This is a genomic window from Maricaulis maris (assembly GCF_036322705.1).
GTDB lineage: Bacteria > Pseudomonadota > Alphaproteobacteria > Caulobacterales > Maricaulaceae > Maricaulis > Maricaulis maris_B.
This window is the reverse complement of the sequence record NZ_AP027270.1, coordinates 2,102,309-2,120,421: the sequence shown is the minus strand read 5'-3', so window position 1 is coordinate 2,120,421 and position 18,113 is coordinate 2,102,309. Positions and strand designations below refer to the sequence as shown.

Here is an 18,113-nt window from a genome sequence, read left to right as displayed (position 1 = left end):
CACAGATAATCTATGCAAATTCAATATTTGCAGCGGAAAGGTCGCGTGGATCAGCGGCGTCCGGGGATCAGCGGCGTCCGGGGATCAGCTATTGTAGACCAGGGGCGGCGAAAGCAGCTCGGGCACGCTCTCACGGTCGCGGACCGGCATCCAGCCATTGCAGCCGTCATCGGCCATATTCGCCCAGCCAGGCTTGCCGACCGGGTCGCTCAGCTGGAAGCTCGCTTCCCGATACTCGGCCGGGCGCGCGGTCGCATTCGAGGCGCAGCTTCCCGCCGCGGAGGTCTCGATGCCGACCGACGATAGCGCCATGATGGCGAACCACTCGATGAGGGTGATCAGAAACTGGACCATTTCAGGTGTGCGTCCCGGGGCCTGAAAGTATTGAACTTGTGATTGCTACCTGCATACGGTGAAGGCAATTCACGAAACATGAGAGCTTCGTGAAGAGTTTGTAAGATGATGGCGGAAATGGGGCGAGCCCCGCAGGAGCAGGCATGAACGCGGCACGGGAAGACGAAGAGGCGGGCGTTCTGATCATGCTCGGCATCACCGTCTTCGGGCTGCTCTTTGCCAACCTGTCCGGCTTTGCCCATGTCTGGGCGGCGGCCGACATCCTGCCCTTGCAGGCAACACCGCCCGGCCCGCTCGACAGTCTCGCCTGGTGGCTCGGCCAGACCTTCGCGTCCTGGACCTTCAACATCCTGCTGATTGTCCTGTTCGGGTCAGCGCTGGCGCTGCGGGTACAGACCGATGCGCCCGGTGGACTGGGCTGGCTTTGCGTGCTGGGCGTAGGGCTGGCCTATCTGTTCTGGTATGGCGAATTGCTGACCGTGATCGCGCTGGCAGGGATGATTGCACGGCCGATGCAGGCGCTGCGACCGGCGACCCGCTGGATGACGCTGGCGGCCCTGATTGGCGGCACCTTCCTGATCGTGCTGGCCGGCGCCGGCATCACCGCACTCCTGCCCGACACGATGGGGATTGCCGACCTGCTGGGGCTGGACGCCGCCCGCATCGCGGCCATCGACAGCGCGCACCAGTCTGGCTTCTTCGCGCATCTGCCGACCAATATGGCGACAGCGCTGCAATTCCACCTGATCGAGATCTTCTTTCTCGGCGGCGGCGTGCTTGGACTGATCCTGCTCGGCATGGAACTGGTCGAGCGCGGCTTCTGGGGCGGTCGGGGGCCGGTGATGGGTCTGGTCCTCACCGCAGCCGGGGCGCTGGGCATCGGCCTGCCGCTCACCGGCTGGAGTGCATTGCACAGTCTGGCGGGTGGTTTCGTCCCGTCCCAGGTCTGGCAGGGCATGGTCGCGCACGCGGTCGGGGCGCCACTTGTGGCCTATGGCTATGCCGCGCTGGTGGTGCTGGCGATCCGTTTCCGGATCGCCGAGACGCTGCAGCTCTTTCTGATCCGCGCCGGCCATGCCTGGCTGAGCCTGCATGTCGGGCAGATCATTGTGCTGACGCTGCTGTTCTCCGGTGTGCCCGGCCTTGCCCTGTTCGGGCAGGTCAGCCCGGCCGGGCTGTTCGCACTCGGCCTCCTGCTCGCCATCGGGCAGGGCGGGGCCGTCTGGGCCATTGATCGCTGGCTGCGGGCGGGCCCGGTCGAATGGCTGCTGGACAGTCTCACCGCCCGTCATGCCACACGCCTGCGCCGACGCTAGGCCTCGGCGTCGGGCTGGTTTTCCGGCGCGGCGTTCTGGAAAGCCGGCAGCGCCGTGCAGGCGGCGTCGGCCGCGGCGAGCGCGGGCCAGTCAGCCATGTCGAGCCCCCACCGGCGGACATTGTAGCACTGCGGGACGAGGTAGATGTCCGCGAGGCCCGGGGTCTGGCCGCCGAGATATTCGCCCGTTCGCGGTGCCGCCTTCACCAGCGTCTCCAGCGCGTCCATGCCGGTTTTCATCCAGCGTTGGGCCCAGGCCTTCATGCCGTCCGGACCCTGACCGAGATCGCCGGCCACGGCCTTGAGCACGCGCAGATTCTGCAAGGGGTGGATGTCGCAGCCGATGATCGACGCCCAGCCGCGAATGCGGCAGCGCTCGGCGGCGTTGCGCGGCAGGAAGGCCGGTTCGGGCCAGGTCTCGTCGATCCATTCGAGGATAGCCGGCGATTGCAGCAGCCGGTCGCCCTCATGTGCGAGGACGGGGACCAGGCCCTGCGGCTGGATAGCCAGCCAGTCGGCGCCGGCCTGCTCGCCCTCTTTCAGGTTAATGGCGACCTGCTCATAGGAGACGCCCTTCAGATTGAGCGCGATCCGCAGCCGATAGGCCGCGCTTGAGCGCCAGTAGCCGTACAGCGTGGTGGTCATGGCTCAGCGCCTTTCGGTGAGGGTGAAGTCGAGCGGGGGCAGTCCGGCAATCCGCGCCGAGACCTGATCGCCGGGCACCAGCGCGGAGACGCCCGCCGGCGTGCCGGTAAAGACCAGGTCGCCCGGTTGCAAGGCAAAGAACCGGCCCAGCTCGGCCAGCAGGGCGGCCGGCGGCAGGATCATCTGGGCAAGATCGCCTGACTGCCGGGTCACCCCGTTGACGGACAGGCTGATCGCCCCGCTCGCCGGTGGCTCGCCCAGCCGCAGCGACCCCATCGGAGCCGAACCGTCAAAGCCCTTGGCAATTTCCCATGGGGCCGACTTGGCCTTGAGTCGCGCTTGCAGGTCTCGCTTGGTCAGGTCGACGCCAACGCCGGAGGCGATGATGCGCCCTCCGTCTCCCAGCGCGAGGACCAGCTCGACTTCATGATGAAGGTCCTCGGTTTCGGTCGGGTAGGGCAGGGCCGCGTCGGTGGTTACGGCGCTGGCCGGCTTGGTGAAGAAGATGGCCTCGGCGGCGGCCCCCATCTCCTTGGCGTGGTCGGCATAGTTGCGACCGATGCAGAAGACGCGACCGACCGGAAAGGTACGGCTGTCGCCATCAATCGCAAGGCGCGGCGGAGCGGGGCGGGAGATGATATCGGTCATGCGCTATCGATAGCCCGAGGCGGGGCGCGCCGTCGAGCCAACAAACGCCTTGCAGCTGTCGCCGGCATCCGGCACCTCTGGGGCATGAGTGATCCGACCCCGACGCCGCCGGCTCTCAGCCTGCGTGACTATCTGCCCTACCGCCTGGCGGTGACGTCCAACCAGGTCAGTCGCCTGATCGCCCGTGCCTATCAGGACCGTTTCGGCCTGACGATCTGGGAGTGGCGGGTGATCGCGCTGCTGGGCGAGGCCGAACCGATGACGGCGCAGGCCCTGTCCGACATTGCGGCGATGGACAAGGTGTCGGTCAGCCGCGCCGTCAAGACGTTGGTCGAGCGCGGTCTGGTCGTACAGGCCGAGCGCGAGAGCGATCGCCGGTCACGCGATCTGCACCTGACCGAGGCGGGACGCCGGACCTATCGCGAAATCACGCCGGTCGCGCTCGACGCCGAAGCCGATCTGCTGACCGGTCTGGACGACGCCGAGATTGCAAAGCTTGCTCAGATGCTGGACGTCCTGCGCCAGCGCGCTGCGGAATTGCTGGCGGACGGGAACGGCTAGGGACGAGCGGCGTCGACAATCCGTCCGGCAGCCCACATGGCCAGCAGGGTCGACAGGGCGAAGCAGCCTGCGCCGATCAGCGGCCTTGCCTCCAGCAACAGATTGCCCTGCAGGCTGAACACGACCAGCGCAATCACCAGTACATCCGCCATCGACCATTTGCCCAGGCGTTCCAGCCAGCGCAGATCGGTCGTCCGTTTCAGCGAGGCCATGTCAGCAACGGGAGCCGGGGCGATCAGCTGCAAGCGCCACATCCAGACCAGCTTGGTCAGCGGAAAGCCGACCGAAAAGCTCAGAACCGTGACGGCGAGGAGCCATTCGCCATCACCGGCGAGAGAGACGCCAAGCGCCAGGATGGAGTGCTCGTCGCCCCACAGGCCGAGGTGCCGGGTTTCAATCGCGGGCAGCAGTAATCCCGGCACCAAAAGCACGCTGGCAAGCAAGAGCAAGCCGGTCGTTACTGAACTGGGCCGAAAATTATCCGTCGCGCGCATCACTTCATCCAGCATCGGGAAGTCGGCTGAAAAGAGGCGAAATCCGGGAAAGTGCGGCACCGGCTACCGCCTCGTCGAGGCAAACTATACTTGATTTTTTTTGCGTCTCAAGGTTGGCGGTTGTGTCATTGTTGTGAAGATCGCAGAGGCTTGCTCTAGTCATAAGGTATTACAAGTATTGGTAATATCCAATGATCGCGCCGAAAGTCGTGGTTAATCTCCGTCCCCTAGGTCCGACCCATACGCCGCACTGCGGCAAGGATGAAACAGGACGGGCTACTCCCCAATGCGCAAATATCTTCTGCCGGCACTGGCCGGACTGCTGCTGACCTCGCCGGTCATGGCTGAAACCACCCAACGCGATCTCGAAGTTATTGGCCGTGCGTTGGGCTTCGTGGAAGGCGCCAGCGGCTCCGACCGCACCGTTGCCATCGTTTACGACCCGGCCAGTGAAGCCGAGGCCCAGGCCCTGGCCTCGGCCATGTCGGGCGGCCTGTCGGCGGGTCGTGTGACACTCAACGCCCGCCTTGTCCCGATGGGTGACACCGGTTCGCTGGGCGGCGCTGACGCGGCCGTCCTGCTGGGCGGCGCGGCGGGTGATGCCGGTGTGTTCAGCGCGGCGAGCGCGGCTGGCGTGATGACCGTCTCAACCGACATGGGCTGCGTACAGAGCGCCCAGTGCGTGATGGGTGTCCAGAGCGCGCCGTCCGTCCGCATCGTGGTCAATCGCGGCGCGGCCGACAGCTCGTCTGTCTCCTTCGCTGCCGCCTTCGCCATGATGATCGAAGAAATCTAAGCGCAAACAAGTTTTTGAAAGAGCTACGACTATGAAAATGCAATCCCTCACAACGTCGATCTCGGTGCTTGCGCTGACTGTCGCCTTCTCCGCCGCGGCGTCTGCGCAGTCGCTCGACTATACCGCGATGAGCGAGCTGTTTGGCGAGCCGGTGACGGCGGGCGCCACGGGCGCCCCGCAACGTGCGTCGGACGTTCCGGCCACGATGATCATCATCACCCAGGCCGATATCGAACGCTTCCCGGAATACGACATCCCGGGCATCCTGCGTCACTATGCCGGCATCGACTATAACCGCTATGGTTACGGCGACGGCCAAGTCTCGATCCGTGGCGCCGCCACACCGTACTCGCCGCGCCTCCTGGTGCTGGTGAATGGCCGTGAAGTCTATCTCGACAGCTATGGCTACACCGCCTGGTCGACCCTGCCGGTCCAGCTGGAAGAGATCCAGCAGATCGAAGTCGTCAAGGGCGCCCAGTCGGCTCTCTATGGCTTCAACGCGGTCGCCGGTGTCGTCAACATCATCACCCGTAACCCGCAGCATGGTAACTATGCCACGGCCCGCGTGAATGTGGAGACAGACGGCGGCTTTGATGCGGCCTTTGTCGGTGCCCGCCAGTTTGGTGATCGCGCTGCCGTTCGCGTCAGCTACGGCAATGCGGAAACCTCTGAACTGCCAGCCGGTGTGAATGCGACGTCCGCCATCGCCCTGGCGACCAGCGACTTTCACCGCGAGACCGGTGCGGTTGAAGGGCGTTTCGCCCTGACCAACAAGGTCAACCTGACCGCTGAAGCCACCTTCACCAATGTCGACCAGTCGGAAATGACCTCGGTCTACACGTCTGCCCGTGCGCTTTATGAGCTGCGCTCCTACAAGGTCGAGCTGGAAGCTGACACCGATTACGGCGTGATCTCGGCTCTCGCCTACCGCAATGAGAGCGAGATCGCCTACAGCTTCGGTCCGCTCAGCGCCGAACTGACCACCTTCCGCGTCCAGGACCTGTTCAAGGTCGGCACCAACAACACGTTCCGGATCGGCGCTGAATACCGCGACGGCCAGACCGCCTCCTTCCCCGACCCGGGCAATGGCGATTTCGGCTATGAGTCGATGGCCGCGTCCGTGATGTGGAACCACAAGTTCTCCAACACGTGGGACCTGACCCTGGCCGGTCGCTATGACGTCGTCGACTGGAGCCGTGATGGCGCACCGACCGCCCTGTACAGCTTTACCCAGGACGATTACTCGGTCTCATTCGAAGAGTTCTCCTACAATGCGGCGCTCGTCTGGCGCCCGTCCTTTGGTGGCTCGATGCGCTTCATGGCCGGTCGTGGCATCCAGGCGCCGACCTCCTTCGACATCGGCTTTACGCTGCAGACGACCGCCGGCGGCAATCCGATCATCCTGTCGGGCAATCCGAACATGGTCCCGTCGATCGTGGACAGCTTTGAGGTTGCCTATGACCGCAGCCTGACACCGACGATCGACATGCGCGCTGCGGTGTTCATGCAGGACACGTCGGATGTCCGCGGCCAGTTCGGCCTGTTCCCGGATCTGCTGCCGCCGGCCGTCACCATCCCGACGCTGCTGTTCGACAACCGGGGTGACACCACCACGACCGGTTTCGAACTCGGCTTCGCCGGTGACCCGGAAGGTCACTGGGACTGGGATGCCAACTATACCTACCAGAAGACCGAAGACGATCTGGACGGCACGTTCGGCCTCGGACATGTCCAGAACTTCGAGGGTGCAACGCCGACCCACCTGTTCAACGGCCATCTCGGCTGGACCGGTGAACAGCTGTCGGTGGACGGTTTCGTGAACTATGTCGCGGACACCACCAGTCCTCTGCAGCCGGTCTTCGGTGTTCCGACCCAGGTCGACATCGACGCCTATGTGGCCGTCTCCCTGCGGGCCGGCTATCGCTTCAACGACCATGTCGCTGTTTCGGTCAACGCGCAGAACGCCAATTTCGGCGACGGCGAAAACACTGGTGCGAATGCCCAGGGCGAATCCCGCGTCTGGTTCGGTCTGAGCAGCAGCTTCTAATACGAAATGAACGCCCCGGTGCCAAAAGGTGCCGGGGCGTTAACCCTGATTTCAGCGATTCACGTGAATTCTGATCCAAACGACACAACCGGATATCGGTGACGTCTTCCGGGAGAGAGCCATGGGCAAGACATCCAAATTTTTCACGCTGACAATCGCGCAATCATTCGCGGTGGCACCGATCGCCGCCATTCTCGCGCTGATCGCGGTCGCCGGTCTGGGCGCCTGGTCGCTCCATACGGGATCTGCGAGCCAGCAGCGCGCGATGGGTGAGATGAATGCCGCGCTCGAGCTGACCGACCTGAAATCCGAACTCCAGGTCATTAATAGTGACGTGCTCGCGGTCGTGACGGCCCAGGCCGCCGGCAACCCGATCGATGTCATGGCCGAGTTCGACGCCGTCGGCGCCCGCGTGGACGAGCTGTCCGGCCGCATTGCCGAGTTGCAGGTCTCCGGCGCGGACATTGCTGACGGCACCGAAACCTTCAACAGCCTTGTCGAGCAACTCGCCCTGTACAAGGACGCCCTCGACTTTGTCGGCCAGATGCTCGAGCTCGACTTCGCCAGCTCGGTCGCCTTCCTGCAGCCCTTCGATGCGGTGTTCGACGATATCAGTTCCGACCTCGACGATCTCGCCCTTGAAGGCGCGTCGCTGGCCCGCATGGACGCCGAGGCCACCGAAGCCGGTGTGCGCAATTCGATCATCCTCTTTGTCGGCCTGACCACCGGCGTCGGTATCGCCCTGATCGCCCTGGCCGTTCTGTTCGGACGCCAGATCAGCACCTCGGTGCGCAAGATTGCGGCGGCGACGGAAACCCTCGCCAATGGCGACTACTCGCTTGATATCGATGCCCTCGAACGCTCGGACGAACTGGGCGCCGTCGTTGTCAGCCTGAAGCGTTTCCGCGAAAGCGGACTGCGGGCCGAGGATCTCGAGAAGGATCAACGCGCCCAGGCCGAAGCCAATGAGCGCCGTGCCGCCAGGCTCAATGAGCTGGCACGCGATTTCGATGCCGAAGTGATGTCCATGCTGGGCGAGGTCAACGAGGCCTGTGCCTCGATGTCGGCCATCGCCGAGCAGCTGTCGACCTCCGCCGCCGAGGGTTCCGAGCAGAGTGGCCGCATGGCCTCCTCCGCTGCCCAGGCCTCGGCCAATGTCGAATCCGTCGCTGCGGCGTCGGAAGAGCTGACCGCCTCGATTGCCGAAGTGACCCAGCAGATCCAGGGTTCCTCGGACATGGCCTCACAGGCTGACGAGCGGGCCAAGTCCGTCCGCGCCGTGGTCGACAATCTCGGCGCTGCGGCGCAGGAGATCGGCCATGTGGTCCAGCTAATCAACGATATTTCCGAGCAGACCAACCTTCTGGCGCTGAACGCGACCATTGAGGCGGCGCGCGCGGGCGAAGCCGGCAAGGGCTTTGCGGTCGTGGCTTCGGAAGTGAAGTCGCTGGCGGCACAGACGGCCAAGGCAACCGACGATATCCGTGACCAGATCCAGGCGATCCAGGAAGCCGCCGCGTCCTCCTCGGCCTCGATCGAGGATGTTACCCGGGCTGTCGGCGAGATCTCCCGCTCGGCGTCGGCGATTGCTGCCGCGGCCGAAGAGCAGAGCGCCTCGACCCGCGAGATTTCCAGCTCGGTCTCGCATGCGGCAACCAGTGCCCGCTCGGTGTCCGACAATGTCGAGGCGGTGTCCCGCTCGGCACGCCAGACCGGCGATGCTTCCCAGGAAGTCCTGCAGGCCGTGCGGACCGTCTCCGAGCGTGCCGAGAAACTGAATTCGACGGTTGAAACCTTCCTCACAGAGGTTCGCGAGGCTGGCTGATCTCTCCCCCCAGATGTCGCCTTGCAACACCAGCGCCCGGACCTCTCTCCCCCTCGGTCCGGGCGCTTTCATGTCTGGTGCCCGGTATCGACCGGGGTGACCGGTATCAGCGTTCGCCGAGGGCGCGGGCGGGCAGGTAGATGATCCGGGCAGCGATGTCGGCGAGTGCGCCGACGCCGGTTTCACCGGAGGGTCGGGTGTCGCCATTGAGCGCCTGGGTCAGGGCGCCTGAAGCGGCCAGCTGCATCAGGGTTTCCGACGCCGCGAAATCGAAATGCCCGACCAGCGTGCCGTCGCGCAGCCCGCTCATGTCGACGACCGCCAGTCCGCGATCGACAAGCACATCCCGCTGGGCGCCGATGCCCAGCCGAGAGCGCCCGCCGCCGCGCAGCGTGTCCGACAGGATCAGGGCCTGGTCACGATCAGAGACCAGGACCGTCATGTGCCCGGGCGGCGGGTCCAGCGAGTCGAGCTGATTGAGGAAGACGTCAAAGTCGATGTCGGGCGAGGCCAGGATGACCGGGTCGATCTTGCCCAGCACCTCCGTCCGCCCTTCCAGGCTCAGTTGGCGCAGCGCTTCCATCGTCACCAGTGAGCCCATCGAGTGAGCCAGAATGGTGATCGAGACGGCCGGGCTGTCGGCGATGGCTTCGAGCGCCTCTGCCAGGCCGTCGCGCGCATACTGGGCGCTGTCGCGGTCATAGAGATAGGCCGGGAACTGCCCCGCAGACGGCCAGGCGTAGTGGACAGCCGCCGTGCGGACACCGAAATCGTTGAGGATCTGGGCATTGAGATAGAGCCCGTCCGAGAAGGGCGTGTTGAAGCCATGCACGAACACGAAGACCTGGCGCTCGGCCAGTGGCAGGGCCAAAAGCTGGCGCTCCAGCATGGCCGACCACGCGCTGCGGGTCAGGTCCGGCTGATAGCCGGTGAGGGCGAACTCCCGGGCCGGATCAACCTGTCGCGAGGGCAGAACGACTTCGCCCGGCAGCCGGTTGGCCGGGACCCAGACATCGGCCCGGGCAAAGGACAGCTCGCCGCGTGTGGTGGAGAGCCGTAATGCGGGGTCGTCGCTGGGCGCCCGTGTGGTGGCGATCAGGATGGGTTCGCTACGGCCTTCGGCGCCGCCCAGCTCAATGACGGGCATGCGAGCCGGCGCATGACTACAGCCGGCCAGCACGATCAGAAGGACGACGCCGATCAGCGGCGACAGGGAAGGCGAGGTGGACACGATGGGGCTTCCGGCTCTGGTTCGCGCCACAGTCATGCCTGGCGCTCATCCGGTCAATGCACCCTGTGGTGTTCACCGCGCCGGATCAGATCCATACCCCGCAGCCCTGAGCACATCCCATGTGAGCACCGACCCCGGCACCGACGACGGCATCCGGCTCGGGTCGAGCGGAACGGGGATAATGGAAAATGGTGCGCCCACTAGGATTCGAACCTAGGACCCGCTGATTAAGAGTCAGCTGCTCTACCAACTGAGCTATAGGCGCGCCGGTTGGGAAGCGGCGGAAAATACGCGTCCGCTGGACAAAATCAAGCCATTCCTTTGCCGGATTGCACATGCCTGTCATGCAGGATCGCCGGGCCTTTCACCGGCAGCCTGACCCAGCCGGCTCACGGCATCAGCCCCGCGCCGGATATCCCGGCGCGGGGCTGGTCTGTTCATGCCCGGCCGGGCCGGGGCCGGGGGCTCGGTTCGGCGGGGGCTACCAGTGGCGACGGGCACCGCGTAGATAGCGCACCAGGCGCTCGGAGCCCCGGACCGTATAGCTGCGTCCATAACGGTCGCGGCAGACGCGGACCGAGATCAGCGCCGGCTGTCCGCGGAAATGCGAGCGCTGGTTCTGGCTCCAGCAGCGCGAGGCATGCTGGCGACCGCCGCGATAGTCATACCGGCGATTGTCATACCGGCCTCCGCGGTAAACGTGGCGGTCCCGGCGATAGTCATGGTGATCGCGCGAGGATCGGCGATCCCGGTAATGGTGACGTCCGCGCGCCGGCTGGCGGCGATCATAATGTCGTCTCTGGAGCGTTTTCTCACTGCCCTGCGCGGTCAGCTTGGCGGCTGGCTGGGTAGCGCGGACTGGCTCCGTTGCCGCGCTGGCGAGGCCGCCGAAGCCGACGGCAAGCACAAGGCTGCAGGCGATGATCCTGACAGATCTGATCATGTGATCCTCCCGATTTTGCGAACCTGACCGTGTCATTTCGCGCCTGACGGGAATATGAACGCCCTATTCACCAAGATGAGCGAAAGCGGCGGCCCAAACTGTTTGTTAAGCGGGCTGTTAAGGCTCGTTCGGTAGAAAGCGGGCATGAATACCGCCATGAAACCTGTTGCCCCGCCGCTTTTCGACAGCGTCCATCTCGCCCGTTACACGGGTGGGGATCCGACCCTGCGCGATGAACTCCTCGGACTGATGTGCGAGCAGGCCCATCGCTGCCTGGCGATCATGCAAGCGCCAAGCGACCCGGCCAGCTGGCGTGCCGCCTGCCATACGCTGAAGGGGGCGGCCCGCGGTGTCGGTGCCTTTGCCCTTGCCGATGTGTGTGATGTCGCGGAGCTGGAGCCCGAGCTGTCTTGGCCGGGAGAACGCCTTGCGGTTGAACGCTGTTTCCGCGAGACCGAGCTGGCCTTTGCCAGCCTCGACTGATCAGTCGGTACGGGTCGAGTCCCAGACACTGAACTCATAGGCGATCGAGCGTTCCACGAGCTCCCGCCAGACCGGCTCGGCGATCTCGACTGCCAGCCCCTTGGCCTCGGCTTCACGGCTGACCTTGCTGATCACATCATTGATCCGCCACTCGTCGCGCACCACGTCGCGGCTCGGCTTGATGCGGGCGGCGGCTTCCATGTAGCGCGCACGCTCGGCGATCAGGGCGACCAGTTCGCGGTCGAGCGCATCGACGCCGGCGCGGACTTCCTGCATGGACTGGCAGGCTTCGGGCGGGGTGATGCCGGGGCGGGTCGGTGTCGTCATTCGGGCTGCAACCTGTTCTCGTTTCGCCTCTTATAAGCGGGCTCGCGGCGACGCCCAAGCGTCGGACTGTCACAGCCCGTGCGGTGTGGCATCTGCGCGCGACACGCTTTCGTCACTCGATCTTGCGGCGGGCGGCGTTATGCTGCCGCCGAGCAGAAGAGAGTCATGTCATGAGCCAGCCCGTCCGCATCTATGGTGATCACCGCAGCGGCAATTGCCTGAAAGTGAAATGGACCGCTGACCGGCTCGGTCTGGCCTATCACTGGGTCGAGGTTGATGTGGTCGCGGGTGAAACACGGACCGAGGATTTCCTGGCCATCAACCCGGCCGGACAGGTGCCCTGCCTGGAGCGCGAGGACGGCCGCATCCTGGCCCAGTCCAACGCCATCATTCATCATCTCGCTGAAGGCTCGGCGTTGATCCCGGCCGATCCGTTCGATCACGCCAAAATGCTCGAGTGGATGTTCTGGGAGCAATACAGCCACGAGCCCTTCATCGCCGTGCGCCGCTTCCAGAAGGCCTTCGCCGGCCTGAGCGATGACGAGATCGATCCGCAACTCATGGCCAGGGGACGCCGCGCTCTCGGGGTGATGGAGATGCGCCTCCTGTCACGGGACTTCATCGTCGGCAGCACGATCAGCCTCGCCGACATCGCCCTGGTCGCCTATAGCCGCGTCGCCGACGAGGGCGGCTTCGATCTCGATGAATTTCTCGGCGTCCGGTCGTGGATCGCCCGGGTCGAGAACGAGCTGGAGCTGGACTATGATGACGGGCGGGTGAGCGCGCTGGCCTGAGACGCTAGCGCGCCAACTCCTTCATTGCCGCATCCACACCTTCCAGCGTCAGCGGCAACATGCGGTCGGCGCCGATAATGTCCTGCACGAGGCGGGTGGAGTAGGAGTGCTCCCACCATTTTTCCGGCGTCGGATTGATCCAGATCAGGTGCGGCCAGGTGTCGGCGATGCGTTGCAGCCAGACCGCGCCGGCCTCCTCGTTCCAGTGCTCGACCGAACCCCCGTCATGGGTGATCTCATAGGGCGCCATGGCGGCATCGCCGACCAGGATGACCTTCCAGTCGGCCGGGTATTTGTGCATCACGTCCAGGGTCGGCACGGTCTCGGTGCGGCGGCGCAGGTTTGACCGCCACATGCCCTCATAGGGGCAATTGTGGAAGTAGAAGTATTCAAGGTTCTTGAAGGTCGAGCGGGCCGCCGAGAACAGCTCCTCGCACAGCTTCACGTGCGGATCCATCGAGCCGCCGACATCGAACAGGGCAAGCACCTTGATCGCATTGCGGCGTTCCGGCCGCATGACGACGTCGAGCCAGCCCTGTTTGGCGGTGGCGTCGATGGTCTCGCCGAGATCAAGCTCCTCGCGGGCGCCATCGCGGGCAAACTTGCGCAGCCGGCGGAGGGCGACCTTCAGATTGCGGGTGCCGAGCTCGCGCTCGCCGTCGAGATCCTTGTAGCGGCGCTGTTCCCAGACCTTGGTCGCGCGCTTGTGCTGGCTCTCGCCGCCAATCCGGACACCAGCCGGATTATAGCCGGAATGGCCGAAGGGCGAGGTGCCGCCGGTGCCGATCCACTTGTTTCCGCCCTCGTGACGCTTCTCCTGCTCTTCCAGGCGCTTCTTGAGGGTCTCCATCAGCTCGTCAAAGGGCAGGGCCTTGAGCTCGGCCATCTCCTCCTCGGTGAGCAGGCGCTTCATCATCGCCTGCAGCCACTCGTCCGGGATCTCCTTGTCCTCGAACATCTGGGAGAGCATTTCGACCCCCTTGAAGACATGACCGAAGACCATGTCGAACTTGTCGAAATCCTTCTCGTCCTTGACCAGGGCGGCGCGGCTGACCGAGTAGAAATGCGCGATCTCCGGCTCGATGACGCCCTTGTCGAGCGCCTCCAGCAGGGTGAGGTATTCCCGGGTCGTAACGGGGATCTTGGCGGCGCGGAGCTCGGTGAAGAAGTGGTGCAGCATGCGCTCAATCTAGCGGCGTTCGCGGGACAGGAAAGGGGCGGGCTGATTTCCGCTTGGACATCCCGGCCTGGGGCGCCATATCTGGGATACAGACTATGGGTCCGCTTTGATCGTTTCGGCGGTCCCGCGGGCGCCGGCCAATCCGGAGAGGCGACGTTTGACTGATCCTGCCCCGACCGAAACGATCGATCTGGAACGCCGTGCCAGGCCGCGCCAGAAGCGGTCCCAGGCGCGGATCGCGGCGATCATCGCAGCGACCAAGCGCCTCCTCGAGCGCGGTGAGGGCGATGCGATCACAACCTCGACCGTGGCCGCCGAAGCCGGCGTGCCGGTCAGCTCGGTCTATCGCTATTTCCCGAATATCTATTCCATTCATCGCTCCATCCTGGAGGAGTTCAAGGCCGAGACCGACCGCATCGTCATGACGATCCTGGACGATCCGGACGAGCAGGACTGGGCCCAGAGCCTGTCCGGCATGATGCTCGGGCTGCGACGTCTCCTGGCCGGAAATCCGTCCTACGGGGCAGTCTTCCGACTGACCCTGACGACGCATGAATTGCGCACGGTGCGGGAGGCTTGGAACCTGCGCCTGGCCAGCATGCTGGCGGACCGGTGGCGCCAGGGGCTGGATGGCTTCCACGGTGGCGACCCGGACGTGGTCGCGCGGATGACGGTGGAAATCTATTGCGCGGCCGAGATCCTGATCTTCGAGACCCGCGACCGGCCCGCCGATGGCGAGGTCTATTTCAATGAGGCGCTGATGGCGCTGCAGCGCTATCTGGCGCCCTACCTGGCCCCGGAACCGGCCACTGATCCCGACTGATCAGCCACAATCACCCGGCAGGCTCTCAATCCACGCCCGGATCAGCGCGATGCCCTCGGTGTGGATGGTCGAGCGACCGACTTCCGGCATCATCTGGTCCGGCTCCACATTATCCATGCGGAAGAGCAGGATCGACTGATCCGGTGCGCCCGGGACAATGTCGTAGCGCCGATCACCGGTGCCGGACCCCGCCGCGATCGGCAGTTTGCACAGACCCAGGGCCGGCCCATGGGCGATGTCGGGTTCGAGGTTCAGGCCGGATGTGTCGGCGGGGCCGACCGGGCTGTGGCAGTGCGAGCAATTGGCGTCGAGATAGGCGCGGGCCCGGTCCTCGAGAGAGGCCATCGGGTCGGACCAGTCGGCATTGCGCGGCGCGTCGGCCGGTGCCGGGGCGCCGGTCAGATAACCGACCTCGACAAGATGTTCGAGCTGGTTCTGCGAACCCTGCGGATAGGCGAAATCGCGGTTCAGGTGGCGTGGCTTGGGACCGATCGGAGAGATCAGCCGGGTATTGGAATCCGGCGCATGGCAACTGGCGCACTGATTGACGTTCGGCATCACGTAGTTGAAGGGCGTCTGCGCACCATCGGTATCGACCAGGGTTAGCGGCACGACATCGCCATAGCGATGCAGCGTGGCCTCATTCTGCTCGGCATTCCAGCGATAGGGCAGGGCCGCCCAACCGGTTTCCCGATGCACCAGGATCCGCGTCTCGATCAGCCGGACCTGCGACAGGTCGAGCGAGCCATCGGCCCGTGTCAGGCTGTTGCCATCGCCGCGGGCGACATGGCCGGGCGTGTCGGCGAGCGGGTAGTAGAAGGTCTTGGTGATGACCGTCCCGACCGGGAAGTCGAGCACCTCGCCCTCGTGATAGGTGGCGGTCTGGCCATCGGGCATCCAGATGGTCCGCAGCTTGAGCGCATAGTCTGTGAAGAGCGGCGTGTTGAGGTCGTAGGGCACAACCCCGTCGGCGAGGCGGAGTTCGCCGCCGGCAAGACCGAGCTGCCCCCAGTCCGAGAGGCGCTGGGGGTTGTCGCTCGCATGGTATTGCGGCGTCGGGGCCGCGGGTGAGCAGGCCGCCAGCGCGACCGCAACCAGCAGGATCAGTCGGTAAAACACGCGCAATCCACCTAGTCGGCGAAGGCCAGCTCGACACCGGCGAGGCTGTCATGCGTGCACTGGAAGGCCTCGGTGTCCATGCGGGGCGAGCCATAGCCGTTCGGGCCATCGGCATTGAGCACTTCGACCGGGTCGCCGACGCACAGGCGCAAGGCATCCGGCAGTACACCGTCGACCAGCTTGGCGTCGTCGATGAAGCCGTCGAACAACACGTCGGGGAAGGAGCCGTTGAGCCCGAACATGGCGATCTTGAGCGCCGTCAGGTCGAGCCCGTCCGGCGAGGAACCGCCACCGGAATAGGTGTTGCCATGGATCCAGATGGTTTCCGGATAGGGGTCGAAGCCCTCCTGGACGGAATAGTCGGAATAGCCGGTCGAATGCAGGCTGGAGATGATGATGTTGGCGGTGTCGTTGTCGGCCAGGCGGTTATTGAAGATCTCGACCTGGTCGTTCGAGTTGATGACGATGCCCGAGCCGGCCGGGACACTGGCGACCGGCGTGCCGGCATGGCCGAAATTCTCGGTATTGTTGGCGTAGACATCATTGTCGAAGACGCGCGTGTGATAGCCCGGCTGGGGCAGGTTGGGCATGTTGAAGACCAGAATGCCGCCGGTATTGTTGGTTGCGGTATTGCCGTAGACATCGGCCCCGATGCAGTTCTCGATCTCGATCCCGGCGACGTTGAACTCGGCCCGGCTGTTGCGCACGATCACATTGCGCGACTGGCCGACATAGATGCCGGCATCCGAGGCGCCGATGGCGACGGAGTCCTCGATCAGCACATTGGTCGTCTGCACCGGATAGAGGCCATAGGCGCCGTTCTCGGTCGAATAGCCATTGGTCCATTCCACGCGCACGCCGCGGATGATGATGTTCTCGCCGCCATTGACCTTGAGGCCATCGCCGATCGTGTCCTCGATGGCGAGATTCTCCAGCGTGAAATCATTGGCCGTAACGATGAGGCCTTCGGCGCCGCTGATCTGGTCCTGGAAATTGAGGATGGTCTCGTCCATCCCGGCACCGCGAATGGTTACGCCGTCGACGGTCAGGCTGAGCGAGCGGTCAAAGCTGTACACGCCGGCCGGGATCTCGATGACGTCACCGGGCTGGGCGTCGATGAGTTGTTCGAGCAGGACGGACTGGTAGCTGGTGTCAGCGTCCGTCAGGTCGCGGGTCTCGCCGCCATTATTGCCGCAGGCACTCAGTGCGAAGGCTGCAGCCGCGGTAATCCAGTATCCAATCGTCTTCATTGTTCTCTCCCCGGAACCGGCCCCAGCTCGGTCATCACTCAGCCTACGCCGAAAGTATTTCGACGCAAATTTCCATATTCCGGGAGGTCAGACAACCGGAAACGGAAAAGGTTTCTGTTTTTGTCTGCGGGCAAGGCCCTGAAGGCAGGCAAGGCAGGGCGACAACCAGGTCAGGGCGGGGGCGGGCTTCTGCCCCGACCCGATGTCCGGCTGCCGTGTCGGTTCCCGCCGCCTGCGGCCCGGATTATGGCGCCAGCTGCTCGAGCGCCGCGATGTCCGCCTTCATCAGCGCATCCGAGGCAGCGCGGATCGTCTCGGCCGGCCAGTCCCACCAGGCCAGTGCCAGCAGGCGTTCGATGTCATCATCCGGCAAGCGCTTGCGGATCGGCTGTGCCGGGTTGCCGCCGACGATCTCATAGGGCGCGACGTCGCGGGTAACCACCGACTTGGCGGCGATGATGGCGCCATGGCCGATGCTGACTCCGGGCATGATCACCGCGTCCCAGCCGATCCAGACATCATGACCGATGGTGATCCCGCCCTTGTTCGGCCAGGCACCGGGATCGGGCTCGCCCCAGCAGCCGAAGATCGCGAAGGGATAGCTCGACAGGCGGTCGGCAAAATGATTGCCGCCATTGAGCACGAAACTGGCGTCCGCCGCGATCGAACAGAATTTGCCGATCTCCAGACGGTCCTCGATGAAGTCGAAGGCGTATTTCAGCTGGGTCTCGGCAAAGCGCGCCGGATCATCGAAGGAATGGATATAGCTGTAATCGCCCGCGCTGATCTTGGGATGACCGGCGATGAGCGGTTTGAGATAGGCCATCGACGGCGCCGCCGGCATCGGGGCGGGGTTCATCGGGTCGAGGGCGGGGTGGTGACAGGCGGACGTATCGGAAGAAGCAGGCATGAACAGACTCCGGGCGGGAGGTGGATTTCGTATCGTCGAAATGCGCCCCCGGTCTCCCGGTCAGGCGCGGTCTAGCCGCGAATGTTCATTTGAGCGCTCTCCTGCAGTGAAGTCGTTTTATAGCGGTCATCCGATCCGGTTTCCACCGTCATCCCACGGTCGCGGCATCGCCGCGATCCGGGGGACCTCAACCACCCGGCCAGACGCCCTGCCTCAACCCGCTTTACGGTCACCGTGGGATGAGGGCGTAGGTCGTATGGGGAGAAAAAGCGCCCATTCCCTCGCGCCTCGCGCAGCCTGATCCATAGAACCCTTGTCAGCCAGCGGGCCGTATCCGGTTCTTGAGGTCAAGGGCGGCGCATCCGCCG

Annotated in this window: 19 protein-coding genes and 1 tRNA gene; 8 read left to right on the top strand and 12 right to left on the bottom strand. The window is 64.5% G+C overall.

Going from position 1 to position 18,113, the window contains the following annotated elements; all coding sequences use genetic code 11:
- Positions 1 to 84: 84 nt before the first annotated feature.
- Entirely contained in the window at positions 85 to 354 is a 270-nt protein-coding gene (locus AAA969_RS10065) for a hypothetical protein (RefSeq protein WP_338245898.1), read from the bottom strand.
- Between the two features lie 143 nt (positions 355 to 497).
- Between AAA969_RS10065 and AAA969_RS10060 the strand changes: the two genes are divergently transcribed.
- Positions 498 to 1,670 (top strand): DUF418 domain-containing protein, encoded by a 1,173-nt coding sequence (locus AAA969_RS10060; protein ID WP_338245897.1) that lies wholly within the window; start codon positions 498 to 500, stop codon positions 1,668 to 1,670.
- On the opposite strand, the gene maiA is transcribed toward AAA969_RS10060, so the two are convergent.
- Entirely contained in the window at positions 1,667 to 2,314 is a 648-nt protein-coding gene (maiA, locus tag AAA969_RS10055) for a maleylacetoacetate isomerase (protein WP_338245896.1), read from the bottom strand. The genes AAA969_RS10060 and maiA overlap by 4 nt on opposite strands.
- A gap of 3 nt (positions 2,315 to 2,317) precedes the next feature.
- On the bottom strand, positions 2,318 to 2,962 hold the full coding sequence (locus AAA969_RS10050) for a fumarylacetoacetate hydrolase family protein (RefSeq protein WP_338245895.1): 645 nt from the start codon (positions 2,960 to 2,962) through the stop codon (positions 2,318 to 2,320).
- 84 nt (positions 2,963 to 3,046) lie between these two features.
- Between AAA969_RS10050 and AAA969_RS10045 the strand changes: the two genes are divergently transcribed.
- Positions 3,047 to 3,523 carry a MarR family winged helix-turn-helix transcriptional regulator gene (locus AAA969_RS10045; protein ID WP_338245894.1) on the top strand — a complete coding sequence of 159 codons (477 nt, stop codon included), beginning with the start codon at positions 3,047 to 3,049 and terminating at the stop codon, positions 3,521 to 3,523.
- On the opposite strand, the gene AAA969_RS10040 is transcribed toward AAA969_RS10045, so the two are convergent.
- The gene (locus tag AAA969_RS10040; RefSeq protein ID WP_338245893.1) at positions 3,520 to 4,017 is read right to left on the bottom strand and encodes a paraquat-inducible protein A; all 498 of its coding nucleotides are present in this window, start codon (positions 4,015 to 4,017) and stop codon (positions 3,520 to 3,522) included. The genes AAA969_RS10045 and AAA969_RS10040 overlap by 4 nt on opposite strands.
- A gap of 286 nt (positions 4,018 to 4,303) precedes the next feature.
- Between AAA969_RS10040 and AAA969_RS10035 the strand changes: the two genes are divergently transcribed.
- From AAA969_RS10035 to AAA969_RS10025, 3 genes are all read left to right on the top strand, one after another.
- Positions 4,304 to 4,813, top strand: a complete 510-nt coding sequence (locus AAA969_RS10035; protein WP_338245892.1) for a hypothetical protein — start codon at positions 4,304 to 4,306, stop codon at positions 4,811 to 4,813.
- 31 nt (positions 4,814 to 4,844) lie between these two features.
- Positions 4,845 to 6,860 carry a TonB-dependent receptor plug domain-containing protein gene (locus AAA969_RS10030; protein ID WP_338245891.1) on the top strand — a complete coding sequence of 672 codons (2,016 nt, stop codon included), beginning with the start codon at positions 4,845 to 4,847 and terminating at the stop codon, positions 6,858 to 6,860.
- A gap of 121 nt (positions 6,861 to 6,981) precedes the next feature.
- On the top strand, positions 6,982 to 8,685 hold the full coding sequence (locus AAA969_RS10025; protein WP_338245890.1) for a methyl-accepting chemotaxis protein: 1,704 nt from the start codon (positions 6,982 to 6,984) through the stop codon (positions 8,683 to 8,685).
- 106 nt (positions 8,686 to 8,791) lie between these two features.
- Here AAA969_RS10025 and AAA969_RS10020 read toward each other — a convergent pair whose 3' ends face one another.
- From AAA969_RS10020 to AAA969_RS10010, 3 genes are all read right to left on the bottom strand, one after another.
- Positions 8,792 to 9,916, bottom strand: coding sequence for an alpha/beta hydrolase (locus tag AAA969_RS10020; RefSeq protein WP_338245889.1), 1,125 nt, complete (start codon positions 9,914 to 9,916; stop codon positions 8,792 to 8,794).
- A 189-nt stretch (positions 9,917 to 10,105) separates the two neighbouring features.
- Positions 10,106 to 10,181 (bottom strand) — tRNA-Lys (locus AAA969_RS10015).
- 216 nt (positions 10,182 to 10,397) lie between these two features.
- A complete protein-coding gene (locus AAA969_RS10010; protein ID WP_338245887.1) occupies positions 10,398 to 10,859 on the bottom strand; it encodes a hypothetical protein in 462 nt (153 codons plus the stop codon).
- Positions 10,860 to 11,015: 156 nt separating this feature from the next.
- Between AAA969_RS10010 and AAA969_RS10005 the strand changes: the two genes are divergently transcribed.
- Positions 11,016 to 11,342, top strand: coding sequence for an Hpt domain-containing protein (locus AAA969_RS10005; protein WP_338245886.1), 327 nt, complete (start codon positions 11,016 to 11,018; stop codon positions 11,340 to 11,342).
- On the opposite strand, the gene AAA969_RS10000 is transcribed toward AAA969_RS10005, so the two are convergent.
- A complete protein-coding gene (locus tag AAA969_RS10000; RefSeq protein WP_338245885.1) occupies positions 11,343 to 11,669 on the bottom strand; it encodes a chorismate mutase in 327 nt (108 codons plus the stop codon).
- Between the two features lie 170 nt (positions 11,670 to 11,839).
- On the opposite strand from AAA969_RS10000, the gene AAA969_RS09995 reads away from it, so the two are divergent.
- Positions 11,840 to 12,463 (top strand): glutathione S-transferase family protein, encoded by a 624-nt coding sequence (locus AAA969_RS09995; protein ID WP_338245884.1) that lies wholly within the window; start codon positions 11,840 to 11,842, stop codon positions 12,461 to 12,463.
- A gap of 4 nt (positions 12,464 to 12,467) precedes the next feature.
- Here AAA969_RS09995 and AAA969_RS09990 read toward each other — a convergent pair whose 3' ends face one another.
- Entirely contained in the window at positions 12,468 to 13,643 is a 1,176-nt protein-coding gene (locus tag AAA969_RS09990) for a vWA domain-containing protein (protein ID WP_338245883.1), read from the bottom strand.
- 157 nt (positions 13,644 to 13,800) lie between these two features.
- Between AAA969_RS09990 and AAA969_RS09985 the strand changes: the two genes are divergently transcribed.
- Positions 13,801 to 14,466, top strand: coding sequence for a TetR/AcrR family transcriptional regulator (locus AAA969_RS09985; RefSeq protein WP_338245882.1), 666 nt, complete (start codon positions 13,801 to 13,803; stop codon positions 14,464 to 14,466).
- On the opposite strand, the gene AAA969_RS09980 is transcribed toward AAA969_RS09985, so the two are convergent.
- From AAA969_RS09980 to AAA969_RS09970, 3 genes are all read right to left on the bottom strand, one after another.
- A complete protein-coding gene (locus AAA969_RS09980; protein WP_338245881.1) occupies positions 14,467 to 15,585 on the bottom strand; it encodes an SO2930 family diheme c-type cytochrome in 1,119 nt (372 codons plus the stop codon). It abuts the gene before it with no gap.
- An 11-nt stretch (positions 15,586 to 15,596) separates the two neighbouring features.
- Positions 15,597 to 16,835 carry a parallel beta-helix domain-containing protein gene (locus AAA969_RS09975; RefSeq protein ID WP_338245880.1) on the bottom strand — a complete coding sequence of 413 codons (1,239 nt, stop codon included), beginning with the start codon at positions 16,833 to 16,835 and terminating at the stop codon, positions 15,597 to 15,599.
- Between the two features lie 244 nt (positions 16,836 to 17,079).
- Complete coding sequence (locus AAA969_RS09970; RefSeq protein WP_425325052.1) at positions 17,080 to 17,679, bottom strand: CatB-related O-acetyltransferase; 600 nt, start codon at positions 17,677 to 17,679, stop codon at positions 17,080 to 17,082.
- Positions 17,680 to 18,113: the final 434 nt, after the last annotated feature.